Here is a 25,745-nt window from a genome sequence, read left to right as displayed (position 1 = left end):
GACCTGCAGGCCGACCTGGCCCAGGCGCTCGACAAGGTGTGATGTGCGGGTGGCCATGCGCCCCCAAAGCGCATGGCCAGGCACTCGTCACCACATTTTTGAGACTTTTCGCGCCCTAGCGGTAGTGGAAGATGCGATGCAAGCTACACATTTGATAGCAAATGTGACAGTAGCGCACAAAAAATTGCGGGGCCTGTCCGTGCACGGCGGGGCGATGGCAGCCAGCGCCGGGCGCTGCCAGTCTTCAACCCACGTCGCGTGCCAGCCGGATGCCCGTGAACTGCCAGCGCGCCGTGGCCGGGAAGAAGTTGCGGTAGGTCAGCCGCTCATGCCCAGGTGGCGTGGCGCTTGACGAGCCCCGCAGCACGTACTGATTCACCATGAACTTGCCGTTGTATTCGCCCACGGCACCCTCTGCAACCCGAAAGCCGGGATACGGGGCATAGCTCGACTGTGTCCATTGCCAGGCGACGCCAAAGAGCTGCACCATGGGGTCGGCATCCTGCGCGGCCGCGTGCTCCCATTCGGCCTCGGTGGGCAGACGGGCTCCCGCCCAGCGCGCGTAGGCATCGGCTTCGTAGTACGAGATGTGCACCACAGGCTGCGATCCCTGCAGTGGCTGCAGCCCCGAGAGCGTGAAGTGATGCCACGCCCCCTCCACGCGGTGCCAGTACAGCGGGTGATTCAGACCCTGTGCTGCCCGCCAATCCCAACCTTCCGCCAGCCAGAGCATGGGGTTCTGGTAGCCCCCGCCCTCCACAAAGGCCGCAAATTCAGCCTGGGTAACAAGGCGCGATGCCAGTGTGTAAGGGTGCAGGTACGTGCGATGGCGTGGGCCTTCGTTGTCAAACGCAAAGCCTTCGCCTTTATGGCCGATTTCGATGAGCCCTCCGTCGAAAGAATGCCACGTCAAAGTTGCAGCCACGGGCTGTGGCACCACATCGCAAGCCGCCGCATAGACAGGGAACAGCGGGTTGCACGACAGCAGGTGCTGTATGTCGGTGAGCATCAACTCCTGGTGCTGCTGCTCGTGTTGCAAGCCCAACTCGATCAGGGCACACAGCGAGGCATCGTGCGCTACGGTCGACAACAGGCGCGCCATGCGGGCATCCACATCGGCCCGGTAGGCCAGCACCTCATGGAGCGCGGGGCGCGTAAGCAGCCCCCTCTGCGGGCGCGGGTGCTTGGCCCCCACACCGTTGTAGTAAGAGTTGAAAAGCACCCGGAACGCAGGTGCAAACGGCACAAATCCGGGTTCGTGCGCTTCGAGCACGAAGGTTTCAAAAAACCAGGTGGTGTGCGCCAAGTGCCATTTGGTGGGGCTGGCGTCAGGCATGGACTGCGCGCTGCAGTCCTCGGGCGACAGGGGCGCGGCCAGTGCCACCGAGCGGCCGCGCACGGCGGTGTAGCGGGACTGCAGTGTGTTGGAAGTCATGGTCATTGCGGCCACCGATCAAGGACGCGCGTGCACCACCGCAAACCAGCCGCGTTCGTCCGTCCACGCCTGCGCCTGCGCAAAACCGGCGCGCGCAAGCATGTCGGTGAACACGGGCAACGGGTACTTGTAGCTGTTCTCGGTGTGGATGCGCTCGCCCTGGTCGAACCTGCGACCGCCGCCGGGCCAGCACACCTCGGTGTCAGAGGCGGCCTCCAGGTGCATTTCGATGCGCGACGCCTCGGTGTTGAAAAACGCGCGGTGCTGCCACTGCGCCACGTCAAAGTCGCTGCCGATCAGGCGGTTCACATGCCGCAGCACATTGCGGTTGAACTCGGCCGTCACCCCTGCCGCATCGTCGTAGGCCGCCTCCAGCACCGCCACGTCCTTGGGCAGGTCGATGCCGATGAGCAGGCCACCATCGTCGTCAATGAGCTCGCGCATGTGGGCCAGCAGCTCCAGCGCATGCGGTGGATCGAAGTTGCCGATGGACGAGCCCGGGTAAAACACGAGGCGCCCGGTGCGGGGAATGTCGTCGGGCAGTGCCACCCCCAGGGTCATGTCGCCCGCCAGTGCGCGGGCATCCAGCGCCGGGAAATCATCGCGCAGCCCCTGCACCGCCTGCTCCAGAAAATCCGCCGAAATGTCCACGCCCACAAAACACGCCGGCTGCACCAGGCGGCACAGTGTGCGGGCTTTCTCGCAGTTGCCCGCGCCCAGTTCGATCAGGGTGCGGCCTGCGCCCACGGCGCCCGCAATGCTGTCTGCATGCGTCTGCATGAGCGCCATTTCGGTGCGTGTGGGGTAGTACTCCGGCAAGCGCGTGATGGCCTCAAACAGCTGCGAGCCGTGCTGGTCGTAAAAATACTTGGGGGAGATGCGTGCGGGCCGCTGGGTCAGTCCGTGGGTGATGTCGGAATAGCGAGGCAGGAGCATGGGTCGTCAGGACGTTGGAGCGGCAGCGCCGCCGGGTGGTCAAAAGCAGAGGCACCTGGAGCGCCCACATTGCGGCCCGCCCCACACGCTCCCCTGCCCCATTGTGCGTTGCCTCGCCGATTGCCGTGTGTAGGCCATTTCCGCACCCACAAAAAAAGGGCTGGCGCATGCGCCAGCCCTTTGACCCTTGGAGAACTTTTGCTGTCAGGAACACAGGGGCCACTAGGCCCCAGCGCCCTTAGAAGCGCCAGCCCAGACCCACGCCCACCAGAACGGGGTCCACCTTGAAGGTGCCCAGCTTGGCACCGCCTGCGCTCACCTCGGTCTTGATGAAAACTTTCTTCACATCGAAGTTGAGATACAGGTTCTTGGCCAGCGGGATGTCCACACCCACTTGCAGCGCGGGGCCGAAGCTGTTGCGGTCAATGCTCACACCAGCAGGCAGGTTCACGCTGGAAAACCGCGTGTAGTTCAGGCCCGCGCCCACATAAGGCTTGAAGCCGGGGGCATCAAAGTGGTACTGCGCCAGCAGTGTAGGTGGCAGGTGCTTGAGTGTGCCGATGGCTGCGCCACCAGCGCTGAGCGTGTGCTTTTGTGGCACGGTAAGGACCAGCTCTGCCGCGATGTTCTTGTTGAAGAAGTAGGTGACATCCACTTCAGGCATGGTCTTGTTGTTGACCGACAGGCCCAGCGGGGTGCTGTCCTTGTTGGCGCTGTCTAGGTGCACCGCACGTGCACGGACCATCCAGGGGCCCTCAGCCTGTTGCGCCAGGGCAGCGCCAGAAGACAGGGCACAGAGAACGGCGACAGCCAGCAGGTTCTTTTTCATGGTATTTCGCATCGGTTGGACGGGGACGACCCCCGTACATGCATTGAACCGCTGCGGCCCCCACCCGGCCTTGCCCTACCTCAAGGCCCTGGTACTAACCCTTAGACCTATATCAAGAAATACCCACTATCAGGCTGTGGACTTGCCCCGCAGGCGCTGAACCAGCGTCACCCCGGCCAGCACCAGGCCCCCTGCCACGATGCCCACCACGGCGTTCAGCAGGTTGGGCACCAGCACCGCCCACAGCCCGCCCACGGGCCATTGCGCCGCTGCCGTGCCTGCAGCCTCAACCGCATGGTGCAACGCAGGCACGCCGTGCACCAAAATGCCACCGCCCACCAAAAACATCGCCGCAGTGCCCGCAATGGACAGGCCCTTCATCAGCCAGGGCGCCGCGCGCAAGATGCCCGAGCCCAGGGCGCGCGCGGCGCTGCTGGTCTTGTTGTTGAGCCACAGTCCCAGGTCATCCAGCTTGACGATGCCCGCCACCAGCCCATAGACACCAATGGTCATGATGATGGCGATGCCCGACAGCACGGTCAGCTGCTGCACAAAGGGTGCGGCGGCCACTGTGCCCAGCGTGATGGCAATGATTTCGGCCGACAGGATGAAGTCCGTGCGCACGGCGCCCTTGATCTTGTCCTTTTCAAAGGCCACCAGATCCACCGCCGGATTGGCATTGGCCTTGGCGTGGCTTTCGTGCTCAGCCTCGTCCTCGTGCTGGGCGTGCAGCAACTTGTGCGCCACCTTCTCAAAACCCTCAAAACACAAGAAGGCGCCCCCCACCATCAGCAGCGGCGTCACGGCCCAAGGCGCAAAGGCGCTGATCAGCAGCGCAGCGGGCACCAGAATGAGCTTGTTGATGAACGAGCCCTTGGCCACCGCCCACACCACCGGGATCTCGCGCTCGGCGCGCACCCCGGTCACCTGCTGGGCGTTGAGCGCCAGGTCGTCTCCCAGCACGCCCGCCGTCTTCTGCGCAGCCACCTTGGTCATCACCGATACATCGTCGGCCATGGCGGCGCTCTTCTTGGCCGCCACCTTGGTCATCAAGGCCACATCGTCGAGGATGGTGGCGATATCGTCGAGCAAAGCAAGCAGGCTGCCAGCGGCCATGGGAAGTCCTTGGGGGTGAGTCGCAAAAAAAGCGGCGAACATGCCGCGGGTGTGCGCCGCACTATAGCAACGCACAGACAACAGCAGCGCAAGTTCCACCATCGTGCAGCGGCAATGCCATTCACAGATAGCCCCACAGTGCCTGCGGGCATGTCTGCCTAGCCGCAAGGCGCATACTCGCGCCCTTATCGACTACCCGCTATGGGGCCTTCTGTGGGCTTCACCGCCCCGCCATGCCCGGCTACCTGACCAAGCAGGAAGACATCGCCATCACCGGCGCGGCCGACCTGATCATCCAGTCGCTGCTCGACAAGCAGCAGTTTGCCGACCCTCTGGGCGCCGCCGAGGCACTGGGCATATCATCCGCCGCCTGGCCCCTGTTCGGCCTGTTATGGCCCTCGGGCGCGCAGCTGGCCCGGCGCATGGCCAATCGCCCCCTGCTGGCAGGCGAACGAGTGCTGGAGATTGGCTGCGGCCTGGGCCTGGCCAGCCTGGTGTGCCACCGACGCGGCATCGATGTCACCGCCAGCGACTGCCATCCGCTGGCCCAACAGTTTCTGCAGGAAAACGCGCGCTTGAACGGCCTGCACCCCATGAAGTACCGCACAGGCCAATGGGGCTCCCAAGCGCCAGCACAAGCCAACGCGGTGCAAGGCCAGTTCGACCTCATCATGGGCAGCGATGTACTGTATGAACGCGACGCCCGTGCGTCCCTGGCCACCTTTCTGGACCACCACGCAGGCGACGGCGCGCAGATCTGGATCGTGGACCCGAACCGGGGCAACCGCTCCAGCTTTCACAAACAGATGGCGGTTCACCGCTTTGAGGTGGTGGAGGAACGGCTGGACCACCCCGAGCAGGAAGACCGCCCTGCCTACAAGGGCCGACTGCTGGTGTACGAAAGGCCGCTGCGGGTCTGAGCCACTGACAATCTCTGTTGCACACCTGCCTCGCACGCAAAAAAACGCTCAGACACCTGAAAAATGGGCAACTGAAGCAAAGCACCGCTGAACAAGCATCCACTCTGATTCAGCCTCGCTAGGCCCTGAGGCTGGATGAAGCATCCGAGTGGAGATCAAAGACCAGCGAGCGCAGCCATTGGTTCGCGGGGTCCTTGTGAAACTTCGCGTGCCAGAACATGTTGATGGCAATTTTGGGCAGCTTGACCGGGTGCGCCAGATACCGGAGGTCAAAAGGCGCAGCCATGCGCTCGGCCAGACGCTCCGGTACGGTGGCGACGAGATCGGTGGACTGCAAGATATGACCCACGGCGACGAAGTGAGGGACTTTGAGCTTCACCTGCCTTTGGGGTGAGTGGTTGTCCAGTATCTCGTCCACCTGCCCATGGCCGGTGCCCGCAGAGACTATGGCCACATGGTCCGCACTGAAGAAGTCCTGCAAACGGATTTTCTTCTGATCCAGCCGGTGTCCTTTGCGAAACATGCAGACGTAGTTCTGCTCAAAAAGGCGGCGCTGAAAAAACCCCGCCTTCAACTGCGGCAGCAGGCCCACGGCAAGGTCCACATGGCCCGCCTCCATGGCGTCCTTCAGGTTGATGGCGGCATTGCGTACAGTGCTGATGGTGACGAACGGCGCGGCCTCCTCAATGCGCCGCATCAATTGCGGCAGAAAGTAGATCTCCCCGATATCCGTCATCCCCACGGTGAAGCTGCGTTTGCTGGTGAGCGGGTCGAATGTGTTCCTGGCGTTCACTGCCCCGTGAATCATCCCCAGCGCATACCCCACCGATTCCGCCAGCTGGCCAGCAAACGGGGTGGGCTGCATACCGCTCGCGGTGCGTGTGAACAGCTCGTCGTCAAACAGCTTGCGCAGCCGCGCAAGCGCATTGCTCACGGCGGGCTGCCCAAGTCCCAGGTTCTCTGCCACCTTGGAAACCTTGCGTTCGGTGAGGAGCTGATTGAAGACAACCAGCAGATTCAGGTCAATGTCTTTGAGCTCCATCGGTTGCCTCGCTAAATATTGATTTGAATGATATTCAACATTCACATCATCGCGTTGACTGATTTTCTCGTGCGTCTGATCATCGGGCCCATCAATTCCTGCTCCAGGAAACGACACCCCCAAAAAGGCTCCCGAGACAACACACGATGGAAGTCCACGTCCGCCCACTAGCGCGCACTCTCAATGTCACGGCCGGCGTCAATCTGCTGGACGCCCTGCGCGATAACGATGTGCCGGTTTCGTACAGCTGCATGGCCGGGAGGTGCGGAACCTGTCGCTGCAAGATCGTGACAGGACACGTGCTGGAGTCTGGGCGCGAGGTGCAGCAACCGCTGGCTGCGCAAGACTCGTACGTCCTGGCGTGCCAGACCTTTCTGACAGAGCCCTGCACGGTGGAGATTCCCGAACCGGATGAAGTGGTCGTGCATACGGCGCGAATCATCAAAGCCACCGTTTTGGCCATTGAAGACCCAACCCATGACATCAAGCGGCTGATTCTCCAACCAGCGAAGGCGTTGGATTTTTCGCCGGGCCAGTATGCGCAACTGCAGTTCACCCCCGCGCATGTGCGGCCCTACTCCATGGCAGGCACTGCCCAAGACAAAACGTTGGAGTTTCATATCAGGCTGGTTCCGCAAGGCCGCGTCACCGCCTATGTTGCGAACGAGCTTCGCGTGGGGGATACGGTTCGGGTCAGCGGCCCGATGGGCTCCGCATACCTGCGGCGCAAGCACACCGGGCCGATGCTATGTGTGGCGGGTGGCACAGGGCTGGCACCAATCCTGTCCATCGTTCGTGGTGTGGCTGCCGCAGGCATGGGCAATCCCATCTACCTGTACTTCGGTGTCCGATCTGAGCGCGACATCTATGGCCTTGAATGGCTGGAAGCGCTGCAACTTCAGCACCCGAACCTGAAGGTGCACATTGTGGTCGCGTCTGGCCAGGCGAGGGCTTGCCGCACAGGCCTCGTGACCGACGCCATCGCCCATGACTGGCCAAGCCTGGCGAGTTTTCGCGCATACCTCTGCGGCGCACCGCCCATGGTCGAAGCCACTTCTTTGCTGGTGCGGCAAATGGGCGTGTTGCCAGAGCAGATTTACGTGGATGCGTTTTATGCCAGTGGCACCTAGTGTGTAGTCCGGCCTGCTCAAAGCGACGGTCTGAGGGCCATCGCTGCCACTGTTGACGCCCCAAAAATTCGAAGGAGATAGCGATGAGTACACCGGTCAAGGAAGTCTTCCCCGGCCAGATGCAATGGGAAACCGAGGGCAGCAGCCGAATCCCGTTCATGGCCTACATAGGCGAAGACCTGCACAAGAAGGAGCTTGAACGATTCTTCTACCGACAGCATTGGAACTATGTCGGTTTGGAGGCCGAGGTACCGAACGTGGGGGATTTCAAGCGCACGGTGGTGGGAGAACGCTCCGTCATCATGGTGCGTGACGCGAGCGGAATCCAAGTGGTCGAGAACGTGTGCGCCCATCGCGGAATGCAGTTTTGCCGCGAGCGCCACGGCAACAAGAAGGATTTTGTGTGCCCGTATCACCAGTGGAGCTACACGCTGCAAGGGGATCTTCAAGGGGTGCCGTTTCGCCGTGGCGTCAAGCAGGACGGCAAAGTCAACGGCGGCATGCCTGCTGATTTCCAGACAGCGGACCATGGCCTGAACAAGCTGAAGGTGGCCACCCGTGGGGGCGTCGTTTTTGCCAGCTTCGACCACGACATCGAGTCGCTCGAAGACTTCCTGGGGCCGGAAATCCTGTCGTACTTTGACCGGCTCTTCAACGGTCGGCGACTGAAAATTCTGGGCTACAACCGCCAGCGCATTCCAGGCAACTGGAAGCTCATGCAGGAGAACATCAAGGACCCCTACCACCCGGGCTTGCTGCACACCTGGTTTGTGACCTTTGGCCTCTGGCGGGCCGACAACAAGAGCGAGCTGAAAATGGATGTGCGCCACCGGCACGCCGCGATGATCTCTACGCGGGGCCAGGCCGGAAAAGCCGACCAGGTCACCCAGGTGTCCAGCTTCAAGGAAAGCATGCAGCTGAACGACGCGCGGTTTCTTGATATCGTGCCAGAGCCATGGTGGGGTGGCCCCACGGCCGTCATGATGACGGTGTTCCCCAGCGTCATCCTGCAGCAGCAGGTCAACAGCGTCTCGACCCGGCACATTCAGCCAGACGGCCATGGCGCCTTCGACTTTGTGTGGACGCACTTCGGGTTCGACGATGACACCGAGGAGATGACGCAGCGCCGTCTGCGACAGGCCAACCTGTTCGGCCCTGCGGGGTTCGTCTCTGCAGACGACGGGGAAGTGATCGAGTTTTCCCAGCAAGGCTTTGAAAGCAAACCGTACCACCGCACTCTGGCGGAGTTGGGGGGCAAGACCGTGGAAAACACCGATCACATGGTGACCGAGACGCTGATTCGTGGAATGTATGCGTACTGGCGTGAAGTGATGGAGGCCTGACCATGAGCCCCGCCCCCCAACTTCACTTTGATGACTACATGGCCATCTCGCGCCTGTATGCAGAGTACGCGCTGGCCGTGGACTCCGGCCACTGGGATTTGTGGCCCGAGTTTTTCACGGAGGACTGCACCTACAAGCTGGTGCCCCGCGAGAACCACGAACGCGGCTTTCCACTGGCAACGCTGCTGTTTGAAAGCAAGGGAATGCTCAAGGACCGTGTGTATGGCATCCGGGAAACCCTGTTCCATGACCCCTATTACCAACGCCATGTGGTGGGTGCGCCGGTGGTCGTCGTAGCGAATGGAAACCGCTTTGAGGCAGAGGCGAACTACGCGGTGTTCCGCACCAAGCTCTCGCGTGAATCCACGGTGTTCAACGTGGGGCGGTACATCGACGTGATCGAACGGACTCCGGCAGGGCTCAAGTTTTCGAAGCGCATCTGCGTGTACGACAGCGAAATGATTCCAAACTCCATCATCTATCCCATCTGAACCGCCATGAACGAATCATCCTGGATTGACGCCACCAGTGAGGCCGAAGTACCCGAAGACGATGTCATCGGATTGCAGGTGGGTGAGCGCAGCATTGCCTTGTACAAGGTGGCCGGAAGGGTCTTTGCGACCGACAACATCTGCACGCACGGGCATGCGCGTCTTTGCGATGGCTTTCTGGACGGCCATGAAATCGAGTGCCCCCTGCACCAGGGGAAGTTTGATGTCCGTGACGGCAGCCCCACCTGTGCCCCCGTCACCGATCCGCTGAAGTGCTACCCCGTGCGCATCGACGGGGGGCGCGTGTTTCTTCAAATGGACTTGCACCCCACCTGAAAGAAACCGTGGCCGCTGACCGAGAGGTGTTCAACGGTCTGTGAGAGGGAGCAGAAGGCACCATGCAACACATGGTGCCTCAGGCCATCACCCCACCCACTTGCGCGCGTTGCGCCAGATACGCATCCAGCCGCTGTATTGGGCCTGGTCTTCGCTGGTCCAGCTCATCTGTACGTTGCGGAAAACGCGCTCTGGGTGGGGCATCATGGCGGTGAAGCGTCCATCGGCAGTGGTCACTGCCGTCAGGCCACCCGCGCTGCCGTTGGGGTTGAACGGGTACTGCTCCGTCGCGCGGCCGTGGTTGTCCACGTAGCGCATCGCAGCAATGGCCTTGTCGGCGTTGCCCCGGTACTTGAAGTTCGCATAGCCCTCACCGTGCGCCACGGCAATCGGCAGGCGGCTGCCGGCCATGCCCTGCAGGAACAGGCTGGGGGAATCGAGCACTTCCACCAGCGACAGGCGGGCCTCGAAGCGCTCGCTCTGGTTGGTGGTGAAACGTGGCCAGTCTTGCGCACCGGGGATGATGTCGGCCAGCTCGGCAAACATCTGGCAGCCGTTGCACACGCCCAGGCCGAACGTGTCCGTGCGACCGAAGAAGCCCTGGAACTGAGCTGCCAGCACCGGGTTAAACGTGATGGATCGCGCCCAGCCAATGCCCGCACCCAGCGTGTCGCCGTAGCTGAAGCCGCCGCAGGCGACCACACCCTTGAAGTTTTCGAGTTGGACGCGGCCGGTCTGCAGGTCGGTCATGTGCACGTCGTAGGCCTCAAAGCCCGCCTCGGTGAAGGCGTAGGCCATTTCGATGTGCGAGTTCACGCCCTGCTCGCGCAGGATGGCGACCTTGGGTTTGGCGAGGTTGAGGTACGGCGCGGCCACGTTGTCAGTGGCGTCGAACGTGAGGTGCACGTGCATGCCAGGGTCGGTGGGCTCGCCCGCTGCGGCGTGCTCGGCATCCGCATTGGCGGGGTTATCGCGCTGCTGGCAAATCTTCCAGCTCACCGCGTCCCACACTTGGTGCAGGTCTGCCAGGGTGGCGCTGAACACCGCTTTGGCATCGCGCCAGACCTGCAGCTCGCCCTTGCCTGCATCGATGGACGACGAGGCGGGGCGCGTCTTGCCGATGAAGTGGCTGAACCTGGACAGACCATGCTCACGCAGGGTCTGCATCACATCGTTGCGCTCGCTGGTCTTGACCTGCAGCACCACGCCCAGTTCTTCGTTGAACAGGGCTTTGAGCGTGAGTTCTTCGCGGCGCGCGCTGACCTGGCCCGACCAGTTCTTGGCGTCGCCCACTTCAGCACGGCTGTCGCTGATGCCGTCGCCTTCGGTCACCAGCAGATCGACATTGAGCGACACGCCCACATGGCCCGCAAAGGCCATTTCTGCCGCTGCGGCCAGCAGGCCACCATCACTGCGGTCGTGGTAGGCCAGGATTTGGCCCTTGGCGCGCAGCGCGTTCACGGCATTGACGAGGTTGACCAGGTCTTGGGGGTCGTCCACATCGGGCACCACATCGCCACTCTGGTCCAGCGTCTGGCCCAGGATACTGCCGCCCATGCGGTTCTGGCCCTTGCCCAGGTCGATCAGCACCAGCGTGGTGTCGGCCTCGGTGGCATTGAGCTGGGGCGTGAGCGTGCCGCGCACATCGGACAGCGAGGCGAAGGCGCTCACGATCAGGCTGACAGGGGACGTGACTTTCTTCTTGTCCGCGCCTTCGCTCCACTGCGTGCGCATGGACAACGAATCTTTGCCCACGGGGATGGACACGCCCAGCGCGGGGCACAGCTCCATGCCCACGGCCTTCACGGTTTCGTACAGCGCAGCGTCTTCGCCGGGCTCGCCGCAGGCGGCCATCCAGTTGGCGGACAGCTTCACACGGGGCAGCTCGATGGGTGCAGCCAGCAAGTTGGTAATTGCCTCTGCCACCGCCATGCGGCCCGAGGCGGGGGCGTTGATGGCGGCGAGCGGAGTGCGCTCGCCCATGCTCATGGCCTCGCCCGCAAAGCCTTTGTAGTCGGCCAGCGTCACTGCGCAGTCGGCCACAGGCACCTGCCAGGGGCCGACCATCTGGTCGCGGTGGCTCAGGCCACCCACGGTACGGTCGCCGATCGTGATCAGGAAGCGCTTGGACGCCACCGTGGGGTGAGCCAGCACGTCGATCACGGCTTTTTGCAGTGGCACGCCGGTCAAGTCCATCGGTGCGAATTCGCGCACCACGGTCTTCACGTCGCGGTGCATCTTGGGCGGCTTGCCCAGCAGCACGTTCATGGGCATGTCCACGGGCAGCTTCTGGTCGTCGGCCGTGGCGGCGGGGTCGTGCAGTACCAGTTGGCGCTCTTCGGTGGCAGTACCGATCACGGCAAACGGGCACCGTTCGCGCTCGCAGAAGGCCTTGAACTGCTCCAGCGACTCGGGCGCGATGGCCAGCACGTAGCGCTCTTGGGATTCGTTGCTCCAGATTTCCTTGGGGGCCATGCCCGATTCTTCGAGCTGCACGGCGCGCAGGTCAAAGCGTGCGCCACGGCCTGCATCGTTGGTCAGCTCGGGGAAGGCGTTGGACAGGCCGCCCGCACCCACGTCGTGGATGGCAAGGATGGGGTTGGCCGTGCCCTGCGCCCAGCAGTGGTTGATGACCTCTTGCGCACGGCGCTCGATCTCGGGGTTGCCGCGCTGCACCGAGTCAAAGTCCAGCTCGGCCGCGTTGGTGCCCGTGGCCATGGAGCTGGCGGCGCTGCCGCCCATGCCGATGCGCATGCCGGGCCCCCCCAGCTGGATCAGCAGTGAACCGGCGGGGAACTCGATCTTCTTCGTCAGCTCGGCATCGATCACGCCCACGCCGCCCGCGATCATGATGGGCTTGTGGTAGCCGCGCTGCACGCCAGCGACTTCCTGCTCGTATTCGCGGAAGTAGCCTGCCAGGTTGGGGCGGCCGAATTCGTTGTTGAACGCCGCGCCCCCCAAGGGGCCTTCGACCATGATCTGCAGCGGGCTGGCAATGTGCTCAGGCTTGCCCACCGTGCTGCCCCACAGCTTGGACACGGTGAAACCCGTGAGGCCCGCCTTGGGCTTGGAGCCCCGGCCGGTAGCGCCCTCGTCGCGGATCTCGCCGCCCGCGCCGGTGGACGCGCCGGGAAATGGCGAGATGGCCGTGGGGTGGTTGTGGGTTTCCACCTTCATCAGCACATGCTGTGTAACGCTACTTTTTTGATAGCTATTAGCGCTTGAATCACCAGCGCTTGCGGCCATTTTTGCCACAAAACGCTCTACCTGGTGGCCTTCCATCACCGAAGCGTTGTCCGAATACGCAATCACCGTGTGCTGGGGCGCCAGCTGGTGGGTGTTGCGGATCATGCCGAACAGGCTCTTGTCCTGCGCCACGCCGTCGATGGTGAACTGGGCGTTGAAGATCTTGTGGCGGCAGTGCTCGCTGTTGGCCTGCGCGAACATCATCAGCTCCACATCGGTAGGGTTGCGCTTCAGACCCGTGAAGGCGGTGACAAGGTAGTCGATTTCATCGTCCGCCAGCGCCAGACCAAAGCGGGTGTTGGCGGCTTCGAGTGCAGCGCGGCCACCAGCCAGCACGTCCACATGCTCCATGGGCGCGGGCTGCAGTTCGGTGAACAGGGCGGCTGCGGCGCTGCGGTCGGCCACCACCGATTCGGTCATGCGGTCATGCAGCAAAGCGGCCACCCGGGCCAGCTGCTCGGCCGTCAACTCAGGGGTTTTGCCCAGCAGGCCCGTCTTGAGGCTGATGCGGTATTCGGTGATGCGCTCTACCCGGCGAATGGCGATGCCGCAATTGCGCGCAATGTCGGTGGCCTTGGAGGCCCAGGGCGACAGTGTGCCCAGCCGGGGCGTGACGATCAGCACGGCGCCATCTTCGGGGCCCGCATAGGGGTCGCCGTAGGTCAGCAGCGCAGCCAGGCGCTCTTGTTCTGCAGGAGTGGGGGCCGCATCGGTGGCGACCAGGTGCACGAAACGCGCTGCAATGCCACTGATCTTGGGGTGAATGGCCTCCAGGCCGGGTTGAAGTTGCTGGGCGCGGAAGGAGCTGAGGGCGTTGCCGCCCGCCAGCGTGGTCATGTGCAAGGTCACGGTAGCGGCCTGTTGGGGGGTGTCAGGGGTAGAGGGTGGCTCCGGGCGCCAGCGTGCAACCAGCACCGGAGCTCTCCATTTTACCGGGCATGGGCCGGCCGCCTGCGCAGCCGGGGGGCCGATGGGATAATTGCGGCATGAGCATCACCATCAAAAGCGCCGAGGACATCGAGGGCATGCGTCTGGCCTGCCGCCTGGCCTCCGAAGTGCTGGACTACATCACGCCGCACATCAAGCCAGGCATCACCACCAAAGAGATCGACCGCCTGGGCGCCGAATGCATGGCCCAGCAGGGCACCATATCGGCCACCGTGGGCTACCAGCCACCGGGCTACCCGCCCTACCCAGCTTCGCTGTGCACCTCGGTCAACCACGTGGTGTGCCACGGCATCCCCAACGACAAACCCCTCAAGAAGGGCGACATCGTCAATGTGGACGTGACCGTGATCACCAAGGACGGCTGGTACGGCGACAACAGCCGCATGTTCCTGATCGGCGAGTGCTCGATCGCCGCCAAGCGCCTGTCAGCACTGACCTTTGAGGCCATGTGGCATGGCATCGTACAGGTCAAGCCCGGGGCCCGCCTGGGCGATATTGGCCACGCGATCCAGAAGTTTGCCGAAGGCCATGGTTTTTCGGTGGTGCGCGAGTTCTGCGGCCACGGCATTGGCAAGAAGTTCCACGAAGAGCCGCAGGTGCTCCACTATGGCAAGCCCGGCACACTTGAAGAACTGGTGCCCGGCATGGTGTTCACCATCGAGCCCATGATCAACGCGGGCCGCCGCGAGGTGAAGGACTTTGGCAACGACGGCTGGACCATCGTGACCAAGGACCACAGTCTGTCGGCCCAGTGGGAGCACACCGTGCTGGTCACGCCCACAGGCTACGAGGTGATGACGCTGTCGGCGGGGTCGCCGCCGCTGCCGCCATTTGTGACCGCCACGGCCACCTGATCTGGCCCCGCGACGCCGATGACACTCCCTGACGCATCGGCGCTCGCACAACTCTTGCATGGCATTTTCATGGCCCCTACCAGCACACTCCGACCATGACTGAACTCCATGCCCTGCGGGACACCTACCGCAGCGACAAGGCCGCCCTCCTGGCGGCCATGAAATCCACCGGCTCCTCCACACGCGGTATCGGTGTGTTGTTGCGCAAACTGTCGTCGCTGGCGGGCAACCTGCTCCAGACTCTGTGGCTGCGCGCCCAGCTGCCTGAAGACATGGCCCTGGTGGCAGTCGGCGGCTTCGGACGTGACCAGCTGTTCCCGTACTCCGATGTCGATGTCCTGCTGCTGTTGCCAGACGGCACGGCGCCCGAAACCGGTAGCGCATTGCGTGCGAAGCTGGAAGGATTCATCGGCAGTTGCTGGGATACGGGCCTGGAGATCGGGTCGAGCGTGCGCACGGTGGCGGAGTGCCTCGCCGAGAGTGCGGGCGATGTCACAGTACAGACCTCGTTGCTCGAATCGCGGCTGGTCTGCGGCAATGCGGCGCTGTTTGCCGAATTTCAGCGCCAGTACCGCGCGCAGATGAACCCCCAGGCGTTCCTGGTGGCCAAGACGCTGGAAATGCGGCAGCGCCACACCAAGTACGAGAACACCCCCTACTCGCTGGAGCCCAACTGCAAGGAGTCGCCAGGAGGGCTGCGGGACCTGCAGATGATCCTGTGGGTGTCGCAGGCCGCCGGATTGGGAAGCAGCTGGAAAGAACTGGCTGCCAGTGGCCTGGCCACGGCCTTCGAAGTGCGCCAGATCGAGCGCAACGAAGCACTGCTGTGCCTGATCCGCGCCCGCCTGCACGCAGCGGCCGGGCGACACGAAGACCGCCTGGTGTTCGACCTGCAGACTGCGGTGGCCGAATCGTTTGGCTACCGCTCGCAAGCACCCGATGGCTCGCGCCTGCCCATGCGGGCCAGCGAAAGTCTGATGCGCCGCTACTACTGGGCAGCAAAGGCCGTGTCGCAGCTCAGCCAGATCCTGCTGCTCAACATAGAAGAACGCCTGAACCCTTCCACCCATGAGCCGCGTCCGATCAACGAACGGTTCTTCGAGAAGGCGGGTCTTATCGAGGTGGCCAGCGACGACCTCTACACCCGCGACCCCCATGCGATCCTGGAGACATTTCTGCTCTACCAGACCACGGTGGGGCTCAAGGACCTGTCAGCCCGCACCTTGCGTGCGCTGTACAACGCACGCGGCGTGATGGACAGCGCCTTCCGGCGCGACCCGGCCAACCGCGATGCCTTCATGCGCATCCTGCAACAGCCTTCGGGGATCACCCATGCCATGCGGCTGATGAACCAGACCTCGGTGCTGGGCCGCTACCTGTGGCCGTTTCGCCGCATCGTGGGGCAGATGCAGCATGACCTGTTCCACGTTTACACGGTGGACCAGCACATCCTGATGGTGTTGCGCAATGTGCGGCGCTTCTTCATGGCCGAGCACGCGCACGAGTACCCCTTTTGCTCGCAGCTGGCTGGCGGCTGGGACAAGCCGTGGATCTTGTACGTGGCGGCGCTGTTTCACGACATCGGTAAAGGCCGGGGCGGCGATCACTCACAGATCGGCGCTGAGGAAGTACGGCGTTTTTGCCGCCAGCACGGCGTGGACCGCGAAGATGGCCGGCTCATCGAGTTTTTGGTGCGGGAGCACCTGACCATGAGCACTGTGGCGCAAAAGCAGGACCTGAGCGACCCGGACGTGATCGGAGCCTTTGCGCGCCGCGTGGGCAACGAGCGCAACCTCACGGCCATGTACCTGCTTACCGTGGCAGATATCCGCGGTACCAGCCCCAAGGTCTGGAACGCCTGGAAGGGCAAGTTGCTGGAAGACTTGTACCGCGCAACCCTGCGCACACTGGGCGGCCGCGCACCCGACGCAGCGGCCGAGATCGAAGCCCGCAAGCGAGAGGCACTGGTGCTGCTGGCACTCAATGCCCTGCCCTTTGACGCCCACAAGGCCTTGTGGGCCACGCTGGACGTGAGCTATTTCATGCGCCACGACGCTGCCGACATTGCCTGGCACACGCGGCACCTGTCGCGCCATGTGGGCGCCGCCAAGCCGGTGGTGCGCGCCCGCCAGTCGCTGGCGGGCGATGGTCTGCAGGTAATGGTCTACGCCGCCGATCAGGCTGATCTGTTCGCACGCATCTGCGGCTATTTCGACCGCGTGGGTTTCAGCATCCTCGATGCGCGGGTGCACACTGCCAACAACGGCTATGCACTCGATACCTTCCAGGTCGTAGCGTCTTCCGCATCGGAGCAGCCCGGGCACTACCGCGAGCTGACCCACATGGTCGAGAGCGATCTGATGCGCGTGATCGAGGAAGGCGGCCCTTTGCCAGAGCCCACCCGCAAGCGGGTGTCACGCCGGGTCAAGAGCTTTCCTGTAGCGCCCCGGGTGACCTTGCGCCCCGACGAAAAGGCGCAGCGCTGGCTGCTGGCGATCTCGGCCAGCGACCGTGCCGGTCTGCTCTACCTCGTGGCACGCATCCTGGCGCAGCACCACCTGAGCGTGCAACTGGCAAAAGTCAGCACTCTGGGCGAGCGGGTGGAAGACACCTTTCTCATTCAGGGCCCAGAGCTGCAAAACAACGCCCGCCAGATCCAGATCGAGACCGAGCTGCTGCAGGAACTATCGTCCTGACCTCCCCGGGATCGGCCCGGAACGTTATCAGGTTCAGTCGTCCTCAGTGGCACTGATTTCCGGGAACAGCACCTCGGTGAACCCGAACTGCGTGAAATCACGCACACGCATGGGATAAAGTTTGCCAATCAGGTGATCGCATTCATGCTGCACCACCCGGGCATGGAAGCCGTCCACCGTGCGGTCAATGGGGTCACCATACAGGTCAAAACCCGTGTAGCGGATGCGCGACCACCGAGGCACCTTGCCACGCAGGCCGGGCACGGACAGGCAACCTTCCCAATCCTCTTCCTCCTCCACGCCCAGGGGCGTGACCATCGGGTTGAGCAGCACCGTGGGCGGCACGAGCGGACGGTCCGGGTAGCGCGGGTTGCGGTCGTTGGAACCAAAGATCACCAGCTGCAGATCCACACCAATCTGCGGAGCGGCCAGTCCGGCGCCGTTCACTGAGGCCATGGTCTCGAACATATCGCGCACCAGCTGATGCAATTCGTCAGTGTCGAACGCGGTGACAGGCTGGGCCACGCGCAGCAGGCGGGGGTCGCCCATTTTCAAAATGGTGTGGATGGTCATGAAATGTGGGAAATGCTTGAAGACAAGGCACCGTGCCGCCAACCTAGCGTTAGGGTGCCCAGCATATCGCGCTCTGCGGCCCCATGTTGGTGCATGGGTTTGCGAACCTATGCAGTCAGTTTTGTGGATTCGGGCCAAATTTTGTGTATATAATCTAAGTCTTGTTCCTCGATAGCTCAGTCGGTAGAGCGCCGGACTGTTAATCCGTAGGTCCCTGGTTCGAGCCCAGGTCGAGGAGCCAAGAATTGCAGGCCCTGCATGAGAAAAGCGGGGCCTTTTAATTAGTCAGTTGATAGATACCGATCATTCCTCGATAGCTCAGTCGGTAGAGCGCCGGACTGTTAATCCGTAGGTCCCTGGTTCGAGCCCAGGTCGAGGAGCCAATCTGAAAAAGCCCTGCACTTTCTGAGTGTGGGGCTTTTTTGTTGGCCAGCACCCGCCACCCAGCGTGCAAGCGCTTGCCAGACAATAGTGCCTTTGCGACACACACCCGCATGCACCCGCAATTGCCCTGGCTGGAACCCAATGACCCACTCCCTGCACCGACACTGGCATGGGGAGCAGCCGATCCTGCCCCGGGACTGCTGGCCGCAGGCGGTGCGCTGGATGTGAACAGCCTCTGTGCCGCGTATGCGCAGGGCACCTTTCCCTGGTACGGCCCCGGGCAGCCTATCCTGTGGTGGGCACCCGATCCGCGCATGGTGCTGCCGGTATCAGAGTTTCGACTGCGTCGATCACTGAACAAGAGGCTGCAGGCGTTTCGCAGGCAGGCATGTTGCGAAATCCGCATCGATAGTGCATTCAAGGACGTCATCACCGCCTGCGCCACCAAGGAACGCGAGGGCCAAGCTGGAACCTGGATCGTGCCAGAGATGGTCAATGCCTACACCGATCTACACCTAGCGGGCTATGCCCACAGCGTGGAAACCTGGGTGGACGGTCAACTCGCTGGAGGCCTGTATTGCGTGGCACTGGGCCAAGCTGTGTTCGGGGAATCCATGTTTGCACATATGACCGATGCCTCCAAGATCGCCTTGGCCGCACTGGTATGCCTGTGCCGCCGCAATGGCATCACTCTGATTGACTGCCAGCAGAATACGCAGCACCTCACCTCGCTGGGCGGGCGGGAGATACCTCGGGCCGATTTCCTTGAGAATGTGAACAAAGCGCGACAACAGCCCGCCGTCCCCTGGAGATTTGAGCCCGTATACTGGAACGAGCTGCTGCCACCCAAGACCGATCCGGCATGACGCAACTCAACGACCTTCCGCTGCAGACCCTGCAGTTTTATGCGACAGCCCCCTACCCTTGCAGTTATCTGCCGGACCGGCAGGCGCGATCACAAGTCGCCACGCCCAGCCACCTGATCCAGAGCGATCTTTATTCCGACCTCGTAGCCAAGGGGTTTCGCCGCAGCGGCATGTTCACCTACCGCCCCTATTGCGACGGATGCCAGGCCTGCACCCCGCTGCGGGTCCTTGTCAACGAATTCAAGCCCGATCGCAGCCAAAAACGCGCAGCAATACGCCACGGCCAACTGCAAGCCCGGGTGCTGCGGCTGTGTTTTGTGCCCGAACACTACCAGCTTTATTTGCGCTACCAGAACGGCCGGCATGCGGGCGGCGGCATGGACCATGACAGCATCGACCAGTACACACAATTTCTGCTGCAAAGCCGGGTGAACTCAAGACTGGTGGAGTTTCGCGAGACCGATGCATCAGGCGAACCTGGCGCGCTCAAGATGGTCTCCATTCTCGATGTGCTCGATGACGGCCTGTCTGCCGTGTATACGTTTTACGAACCCGAGCCCCATTGCAGCTACGGCACCTACAACGTCATGTGGCAAATTGCGCAAGCCCATGCCCTGGGCCTACCCCACGTATACCTGGGTTACTGGATTGAAACCAGCCCCAAGATGAACTACAAGGCCCGCTTTCTGCCCCATGAAATCCGCACAGATGGGCTATGGCACCGGGTAACAGACACTGCGCAAACGAGCACCTGAACACACGCTCACATTTCACAAGATAAAATGCAGCGGCCCTTGCACCATAGCCGCTCATGAAAAAAACCGATCCCAGCATCCCTCTCAAACCCAGCGTTCAGGTGCTTGAGCGCATGTTCACACTGATCGATGTTCTGGCTTCTCGTGAAGACGCAATTTCCCTCAAGGAAATCAGCGAGAAAACCGGGCTGCACCCTTCCACTACCCACCGTATCCTCAACGACCTGACCATCGGCCGGTTTGTGGACCGCCCCGAATCAGGCAGCTATAGGCTTGGCATGCGACTGCTGGAGCTAGGCAACCTGGTGAAGGCCCGCCTGAGCGTTCGTGACGCTGCGCTGACCCCCATGCGCAGCCTGCACAAGCTGATCCAGCAGCCCGTGAACCTGAGCATGCGCCAGGGCGATGAAATTGTGTATGTGGAGCGCGCCTACAGTGAGCGGTCGGGCATGCAGGTCGTGCGTGCCATTGGCGGCAGGGCGCCACTGCACCTGACCTCTACAGGAAAGCTCTTCCTCGCACTGGATGACCCCCAGCGCGTTCGCGCCTACGCCACCCGCACAGGTCTTGCAGGCCACACCCGCAACAGCATCACGCAGTTGCCAGTGCTGGAGCGGGAACTGGCCAAGGCCCGGCAATACGGTATTGCCCGCGACAACGAAGAGTTGGAGCTGGGTGTGCGCTGCATGGCCGCCGGCGTATATGACGACCAGGGCAAGCTGGTAGCGGGCCTGTCCATTTCTGCCCCTGCCGACCGGCTGGATGAAGGCTGGCTGCCCAAACTACAAGCAACGGCGAACGAGATTTCGCTGGCTCTGGGCCACACGCCAAGTACCGATGCCAGTCACAACCCAATCACCAGCCAACGTACCGAGTTGCGCTGACGCCCTACATCCACACCCCATTTGCAAACGGCGCCATGGGCGAGGTCGCAGTGGCATATTGAGGTGACGAGGCACAGACGATGCTAGGTGGCAGTGGCATATGTGCGGCAGGCCACTGGCACGGTCTTGCCAGCTTATTGCGCATACCCCTTCAAGGTATGAGATGCCCACTGACCCGATTTAACCAAGACCGTTTACGAGGGCGGACTCGCGCCACAAAACAATAGCGCCTGACAGGACCAGCCTGTCAGGCGCATGTGCGAGAGGTTCTGCGTATCAGCCGTTGTTGCTGCGTGCCGCCTGCAACGGTGCGGCCAGCGAAGGATTGGACTCTACCCAGCGGCGCACCCGTTCGGCATCGCCCAGTCGACTGAATTTGCCTGCAGAGTCCAGGAACACCATGATCAACTTGCGCCCCGCCACCTGGGCTTGCATCACCAAGCAACGGCCCGCCTCTGAGATATAGCCGGTCTTTTGCAGACCGATGTCCCAGGTAGGATTCTTCACCAGACCATTGGTGTTGTTGTACTGAAGCGTCTTGTGACCCACCGCCACTTCGTAGCCGGGCGAAGTGGATAGCTCGCGCAACAAGGGATCTCCGTGCGCCACTCCAACCAGGGTCGCAAGATCGCGGGCACTTGACTGGTTACGGCTAGACAAGCCGGTGGGCTCCACATAGTGGGTATCGTTCATCCCCAGCGACTTGGCCTTGGCGTTCATCTGATTTACGAAGAGCTCCAAGCCACCTGGGTAGGTACGACCCAGCGCATGGGCAGCCCGGTTCTCGCTGGACATCAGCGCCAGATGCAGCATCTCGCCACGCGTCAGCGTGGTACCCACTGTCAGGCGCGACCGGCTACCCTTTTCGGTATCCACATCGTCCTGCGTGATCGTGACTGGCTCGTCCATGGGCAACTTGGCCTGAGAGATCAGCATGCCCGTCATGAGCTTGGTCAGCGACGCGATGGGAAGCACAGCCTGGTCGTTCTTGCGCAGCAATACCTCATGGGTGTCCTGATCCACCACCAGCGCTACGCTGGACTTGAGGTCCAGCGGATCATTGACCTCATGCAAGCCCGCCATCTGACCAAAAGATGGCTTGGCTGGCACAAACGCCACCTTGGTCGGCGCCTTGGCGGTCCGGGCCGCTACACGCGTCGGCTTGATGCTCGCGGCAACCTTACGCGGTGCCACAGCGCGCTTGGCATTGGCTGCGCTGACCTGCTGTTTTTTGGCCCCTTGCTTTTTGACATCTGCCGCATGCACAGAGGGCGAAATGAGGGCGGCGCTCATGAGCGCGAAACCCATCCACTGGAAAAATCGATTCACTGCAGCGTTGCGGCGATGGTGCATCAAAGTGCTCCAAACGGTAAGAATTATTGGGCAGTGTACAGAATCAAAAAAAGTCGCGCAAGATCAATACCTTGCGCGACTTTCCAAGAAAGTGAGTGAATTATAAATTGATCACTCAGCCTTGTGCGGCCACCCGATCGGCTTTACTTTGTAACTTGTTCAAAGCGCTGAGGTAGGCCTTCGCCGATGCCACGACGATGTCTGGATCTGCGCCCACCCCATTCACGACACGCCCGCTGTTCTGCAATCGCACGGTGACCTCACCCTGGCTCTCGGTAGAGCCACTGATGGCATTGACGGAATACAGCACCATTTCGGCGCCACTCTTCACATGCGATTCGATGGCCTTGAGCGAGGCATCGACAGGGCCGTTCCCTTCCGCCTCGCCGCGCACCTCGTGCCCATCCACGGTGAACACGATGCGCGCACGGGGCTGCTCACCAGTCTCGCTTTGCTGGAACAGCGATACGAAGCCGTATTGCTCCTTTTCAGCCGTCACGCTCTCGTCGCTGACCAGTGCCAGGATATCTTCGTCAAAAATCTCGCTCTTGCGGTCAGCAAGCTCCTTGAAGCGCGTGAAAGCGGTGTTGACCTCGGTTTCGCTGTCCAGGCTGACACCCAGTTCCTGCAAGCGCTGCTTGAAGGCGTTGCGACCACTGAGCTTGCCCAGCACGATCTTGTTGGCGCTCCAGCCCACATCTTCTGCACGCATGATTTCGTAGGTGTCGCGCGCCTTGAGCACGCCATCCTGGTGGATACCACTGGCATGCGCAAAAGCGTTGGCCCCCACCACGGCCTTGTTGGGTTGCACCACAAAACCGGTGGTCTGGCTGACCATGCGGCTGGCTGCCACGATGTGCTGCGTATCAATCCCCAGCTCAAGGCCAAAATAGTCGCGACGGGTCTTGACTGCCATCACCACTTCTTCGAGAGAGCAGTTACCGGCGCGCTCACCCAGACCGTTGATGGTGCATTCGACCTGCCGCGCACCACCAATCTTCACACCGGCGAGCGAGTTGGCCACCGCCATGCCCAGGTCGTTGTGGCAATGCACCGACCAGATCGCCTTGTCGCTGTTGGGGATGCGCTCGCGCAGCGTCTTGATGAAGTTGCCATACAGCTCCGGAACGGCATAGCCCACGGTATCGGGTACGTTGATGGTGGTGGCGCCTTCCGCGATCACAGCCTCCAGCACACGGCACAAAAAGTCAGGGTCACTTCGGTAGCCGTCTTCGGGACTGAACTCAATGTCACCTACCAGGTTGCGTGCGAAACGGACCGACTGCTTGGCCTGCTCCAACACCTGGTCAGGTGTCATCCGCAGCTTTTTCTCCATATGCAGCGCCGACGTGGCTATGAAGGTGTGGATACGGGCACTCGCCGCGCCCTTGAGGGCCTCCGCAGCACGTGAAATATCACGGTCATTGGCACGCGACAGGGAACAGATGGTGGACTCTTTGATGGCATTGGCGATGGCCTGAACCGCCTCGAAATCTCCATTGGAGCTGGCCGCGAAACCGGCTTCGATCACATCCACCTTGAGGCGCTCCAGCTGGCGGGCAATGCGCAGCTTCTCGTCCTTGGTCATCGATGCGCCGGGGGACTGCTCACCATCGCGCAAGGTGGTGTCGAAAATGATCAGTTTGTCAGCCATGTTGTTCTCCTGGTATCAGTGGGTGGGGGCCCGCAACGTAAAAATCTGGCGCCCAAAACAAAAGGCCCGTTGCGGGTGCAAACGGGCCTTTGTGGAAAAGTGTGCGCGTGCGCCTACTGTCTCCGCCCGTGGGGAGGTAGCAGTAGTGCCAGAGCAAACAAGTTCATGCATGGCAATGTAGCACAACTGGCCGGATAACACGGCCATCACTTGTGCAGGCCGCGTTCATCGGGTTCGTCCGTGGAGGTGCTGATGACGCTGCTGTGCTGCCCTTTGGCCTTGCGCCAGGCGTACACGCCGTAACCGCTCAGGCCGTAGAAAACGAACACACCAAACAGCACGATAGGCGGGTGAATGTTGATGACGGCGATGCCCAGCGCAATGAGCACAATGGCAGCAAAAGGCACGCTCTTTTTCATCTGCACATCCTTGAAGCTGTAGAACGGTACGTTGGTCACCATGGTGAGCCCCGCATACAGCGTGAAGGCAAACATGATCCATGTCACCTGGCTCCAGCTCAGCCAGTGGTCTTCACCAGGATGCACGCCCAGCTCAGTCATCAGCCAGATGAACCCAGCCACCAAGGCCGCAGCGGCTGGCGAAGGCAGCCCCTGGAAATAGCGCTTGTCCACAACGCCCGTGTTCACATTGAAACGCGCCAGGCGAAGCGCCGCACATGCACAGTACACAAACGCAGCAATCCAGCCCCAGCGGCCCAGGCCCTGAAGTGACCACTCATAGGCAATCAGGGCAGGCGCAGCACCAAAGGACACCATGTCGGACAACGAATCCATCTGCTCGCCAAACGCACTTTGGGTGTTGGTCATGCGGGCCACTCGCCCGTCGAGGCTGTCGAGCACCATGGCACAGAAGACGCCCACCGCCGCTTGATCAAAACGGCCATTCATGGCCATGACGATGGAATAGAAGCCACCAAACAGGGCTGCCAGAGTGAACAGGTTGGGCAGGATGTAGATGCCTTTGCGCCTTTTGCGCACCATCACACCGGGGTTGTCGGTGGATTCATTGCCGTCATGCATCAAACAAACCTCCAGCGCTCGCAAATATTGCACAAGCTGCTATTAAATTTATAGTATTGAACCATTTCCCGCAGGAGCGCCGACCGCTACGAGCACAAATGGCGAAGGCCGCAGTGTAGCGCCTGCACACCGGGCCGCCCGCCAATGAAAAAGGCCACCGAAGTGGCCTTTTGACGCTTCAGAAACGAAACATCAGTTGCGGGTCTGGTCGACCAGCTTGTTCTTGGCGATCCAGGGCATCATGGCGCGCAGCTGGCTGCCCACCTTTTCGATGCTGTGGTCGGCCGTGTTGCGGCGGCGGGCCGTCATGCTTGGGTAGTTCAGGCGGCCTTCCTGGATGAACATCTTGGCGTAGTCGCCGTTCTGGATGCGCTTCAAGGCATTGCGCATGGCGGCGCGCGACTGCTCGTTGATCACTTCTGGACCGGTCACGTACTCACCGTACTCGGCGTTGTTCGAGATCGAGTAGTTCATGTTGGCAATGCCGCCTTCGTAGATCAAGTCCACGATGAGCTTGAGCTCGTGCAGGCACTCGAAATAAGCCATTTCAGGGGCGTAACCGGCTTCGACCAGGGTTTCGTAACCCATCTTGATCAGCTCGACCGCACCACCGCACAGCACGGCCTGTTCGCCGAACAGGTCGGTCTCAGTTTCTTCCTTGAAGTTGGTCTCGATGATGCCGGCCTTGCCGCCGCCGTTGGCAGCTGCATAGCTCAGGGCCAGGTCACGGGCCTTACCGGACTTGTCCTGATGCACAGCCACCAGGTGGGGCACGCCGCCGCCCTGGGTGTAGGTGTTGCGCACAGTGTGGCCTGGGGCCTTGGGGGCCACCATCCACACGTCCAGGTCAGCACGGGGCACGACCTGGTTGTAGTGCACGTTGAAGCCGTGGGCAAAGGCCAGCGAGGCGCCTT

The 25,745-nt window shown here is 61.9% G+C and carries 21 protein-coding genes and 2 tRNA genes; 12 read left to right on the top strand and 11 right to left on the bottom strand.

Features of this window, described 5'->3' with window-relative positions; translation table 11 throughout:
- Positions 1-244: 244 nt before the first annotated feature.
- The 4 genes from egtB to ISS20_RS12285 form a co-directional block, all read right to left on the bottom strand.
- The gene (gene egtB, locus ISS20_RS12300) at positions 245-1,441 is read right to left on the bottom strand and encodes an ergothioneine biosynthesis protein EgtB (protein ID WP_291436944.1); all 1,197 of its coding nucleotides are present in this window, start codon (positions 1,439-1,441) and stop codon (positions 245-247) included.
- 12 nt (positions 1,442-1,453) lie between these two features.
- A complete protein-coding gene (gene egtD / locus ISS20_RS12295; RefSeq protein WP_291436942.1) occupies positions 1,454-2,371 on the bottom strand; it encodes an L-histidine N(alpha)-methyltransferase in 918 nt (305 codons plus the stop codon).
- Between the two features lie 238 nt (positions 2,372-2,609).
- Positions 2,610-3,200 carry an OmpW family outer membrane protein gene (locus ISS20_RS12290; protein ID WP_291436941.1) on the bottom strand — a complete coding sequence of 197 codons (591 nt, stop codon included), beginning with the start codon at positions 3,198-3,200 and terminating at the stop codon, positions 2,610-2,612.
- Between the two features lie 129 nt (positions 3,201-3,329).
- Entirely contained in the window at positions 3,330-4,316 is a 987-nt protein-coding gene (locus ISS20_RS12285) for a DUF808 domain-containing protein (RefSeq protein WP_291436940.1), read from the bottom strand.
- Positions 4,317-4,549: 233 nt separating this feature from the next.
- Here ISS20_RS12285 and ISS20_RS12280 point away from each other — a divergent pair, with 233 nt between their 5' ends.
- The gene (locus ISS20_RS12280) at positions 4,550-5,236 is read left to right on the top strand and encodes a methyltransferase domain-containing protein (RefSeq protein WP_291436939.1); all 687 of its coding nucleotides are present in this window, start codon (positions 4,550-4,552) and stop codon (positions 5,234-5,236) included.
- Between the two features lie 118 nt (positions 5,237-5,354).
- On the opposite strand, the gene ISS20_RS12275 is transcribed toward ISS20_RS12280, so the two are convergent.
- A complete protein-coding gene (locus tag ISS20_RS12275) occupies positions 5,355-6,278 on the bottom strand; it encodes a LysR family transcriptional regulator (RefSeq protein WP_291436938.1) in 924 nt (307 codons plus the stop codon).
- 146 nt (positions 6,279-6,424) lie between these two features.
- Between ISS20_RS12275 and ISS20_RS12270 the strand changes: the two genes are divergently transcribed.
- The 4 genes from ISS20_RS12270 to ISS20_RS12255 all read left to right on the top strand — a co-directional run bounded on the left by ISS20_RS12270 (position 6,425) and on the right by ISS20_RS12255 (position 9,578).
- Positions 6,425-7,408, top strand: coding sequence for a 2Fe-2S iron-sulfur cluster-binding protein (locus ISS20_RS12270; protein WP_291436937.1), 984 nt, complete (start codon positions 6,425-6,427; stop codon positions 7,406-7,408).
- An 83-nt stretch (positions 7,409-7,491) separates the two neighbouring features.
- Positions 7,492-8,751, top strand: a complete 1,260-nt coding sequence (locus tag ISS20_RS12265; RefSeq protein ID WP_291436936.1) for an aromatic ring-hydroxylating dioxygenase subunit alpha — start codon at positions 7,492-7,494, stop codon at positions 8,749-8,751.
- 2 nt (positions 8,752-8,753) lie between these two features.
- The gene (locus tag ISS20_RS12260) at positions 8,754-9,242 is read left to right on the top strand and encodes an aromatic-ring-hydroxylating dioxygenase subunit beta (protein WP_291436935.1); all 489 of its coding nucleotides are present in this window, start codon (positions 8,754-8,756) and stop codon (positions 9,240-9,242) included.
- A gap of 6 nt (positions 9,243-9,248) precedes the next feature.
- A complete protein-coding gene (locus tag ISS20_RS12255) occupies positions 9,249-9,578 on the top strand; it encodes a non-heme iron oxygenase ferredoxin subunit (RefSeq protein WP_291436934.1) in 330 nt (109 codons plus the stop codon).
- Positions 9,579-9,665: 87 nt separating this feature from the next.
- Here the strand turns inward: ISS20_RS12255 and purL are convergent, their stop codons facing one another.
- Positions 9,666-13,673, bottom strand: coding sequence for a phosphoribosylformylglycinamidine synthase (gene purL, locus ISS20_RS12250; protein ID WP_291436933.1), 4,008 nt, complete (start codon positions 13,671-13,673; stop codon positions 9,666-9,668).
- A gap of 137 nt (positions 13,674-13,810) precedes the next feature.
- Between purL and map the strand changes: the two genes are divergently transcribed.
- Both map and ISS20_RS12240 read left to right on the top strand, forming a co-directional pair.
- The gene (map, locus tag ISS20_RS12245) at positions 13,811-14,626 is read left to right on the top strand and encodes a type I methionyl aminopeptidase (protein ID WP_291436932.1); all 816 of its coding nucleotides are present in this window, start codon (positions 13,811-13,813) and stop codon (positions 14,624-14,626) included.
- A gap of 95 nt (positions 14,627-14,721) precedes the next feature.
- On the top strand, positions 14,722-17,322 hold the full coding sequence (locus ISS20_RS12240) for a [protein-PII] uridylyltransferase (RefSeq protein WP_291436931.1): 2,601 nt from the start codon (positions 14,722-14,724) through the stop codon (positions 17,320-17,322).
- Between the two features lie 33 nt (positions 17,323-17,355).
- Here the strand turns inward: ISS20_RS12240 and def are convergent, their stop codons facing one another.
- Positions 17,356-17,895 carry a peptide deformylase gene (gene def / locus ISS20_RS12235; RefSeq protein ID WP_291436930.1) on the bottom strand — a complete coding sequence of 180 codons (540 nt, stop codon included), beginning with the start codon at positions 17,893-17,895 and terminating at the stop codon, positions 17,356-17,358.
- A 165-nt stretch (positions 17,896-18,060) separates the two neighbouring features.
- Between def and ISS20_RS12230 the strand changes: the two genes are divergently transcribed.
- The 5 genes from ISS20_RS12230 (at position 18,061) to ISS20_RS12210 (ending at position 20,784) form a co-directional block, all read left to right on the top strand.
- A tRNA-Asn gene (locus ISS20_RS12230) sits at positions 18,061-18,136 on the top strand.
- A 66-nt stretch (positions 18,137-18,202) separates the two neighbouring features.
- Positions 18,203-18,278 (top strand) — tRNA-Asn (locus tag ISS20_RS12225).
- A 111-nt stretch (positions 18,279-18,389) separates the two neighbouring features.
- Positions 18,390-19,145, top strand: a complete 756-nt coding sequence (gene aat / locus ISS20_RS12220; RefSeq protein WP_291436929.1) for a leucyl/phenylalanyl-tRNA--protein transferase — start codon at positions 18,390-18,392, stop codon at positions 19,143-19,145.
- The gene (locus tag ISS20_RS12215; protein ID WP_291436928.1) at positions 19,142-19,900 is read left to right on the top strand and encodes an arginyltransferase; all 759 of its coding nucleotides are present in this window, start codon (positions 19,142-19,144) and stop codon (positions 19,898-19,900) included. The genes aat and ISS20_RS12215 overlap by 4 nt, the downstream gene beginning before the upstream one ends.
- A 56-nt stretch (positions 19,901-19,956) precedes the next feature.
- Entirely contained in the window at positions 19,957-20,784 is an 828-nt protein-coding gene (locus tag ISS20_RS12210) for an IclR family transcriptional regulator (RefSeq protein WP_291436927.1), read from the top strand.
- A 276-nt stretch (positions 20,785-21,060) separates the two neighbouring features.
- Here ISS20_RS12210 and pbpG read toward each other — a convergent pair whose 3' ends face one another.
- The 4 genes from pbpG to ilvC form a co-directional block, all read right to left on the bottom strand.
- Positions 21,061-22,137 (bottom strand): D-alanyl-D-alanine endopeptidase, encoded by a 1,077-nt coding sequence (pbpG, locus tag ISS20_RS12205; RefSeq protein WP_291436926.1) that lies wholly within the window; start codon positions 22,135-22,137, stop codon positions 21,061-21,063.
- A 115-nt stretch (positions 22,138-22,252) separates the two neighbouring features.
- Positions 22,253-23,791 (bottom strand): 2-isopropylmalate synthase, encoded by a 1,539-nt coding sequence (locus ISS20_RS12200; RefSeq protein ID WP_121943206.1) that lies wholly within the window; start codon positions 23,789-23,791, stop codon positions 22,253-22,255.
- 206 nt (positions 23,792-23,997) lie between these two features.
- On the bottom strand, positions 23,998-24,831 hold the full coding sequence (gene pssA, locus ISS20_RS12195) for a CDP-diacylglycerol--serine O-phosphatidyltransferase (RefSeq protein WP_291436925.1): 834 nt from the start codon (positions 24,829-24,831) through the stop codon (positions 23,998-24,000).
- Between the two features lie 192 nt (positions 24,832-25,023).
- Positions 25,024-25,745: ketol-acid reductoisomerase (gene ilvC / locus ISS20_RS12190; RefSeq protein WP_291436924.1), on the bottom strand; the 722-nt coding region annotated here is incomplete at its 5' end.

This window comes from Acidovorax sp. (assembly GCF_016783915.1).
Classification (GTDB): domain Bacteria; phylum Pseudomonadota; class Gammaproteobacteria; order Burkholderiales; family Burkholderiaceae_C; genus Acidovorax.
This window is presented reverse-complemented; position numbering and strand designations above follow the sequence as displayed.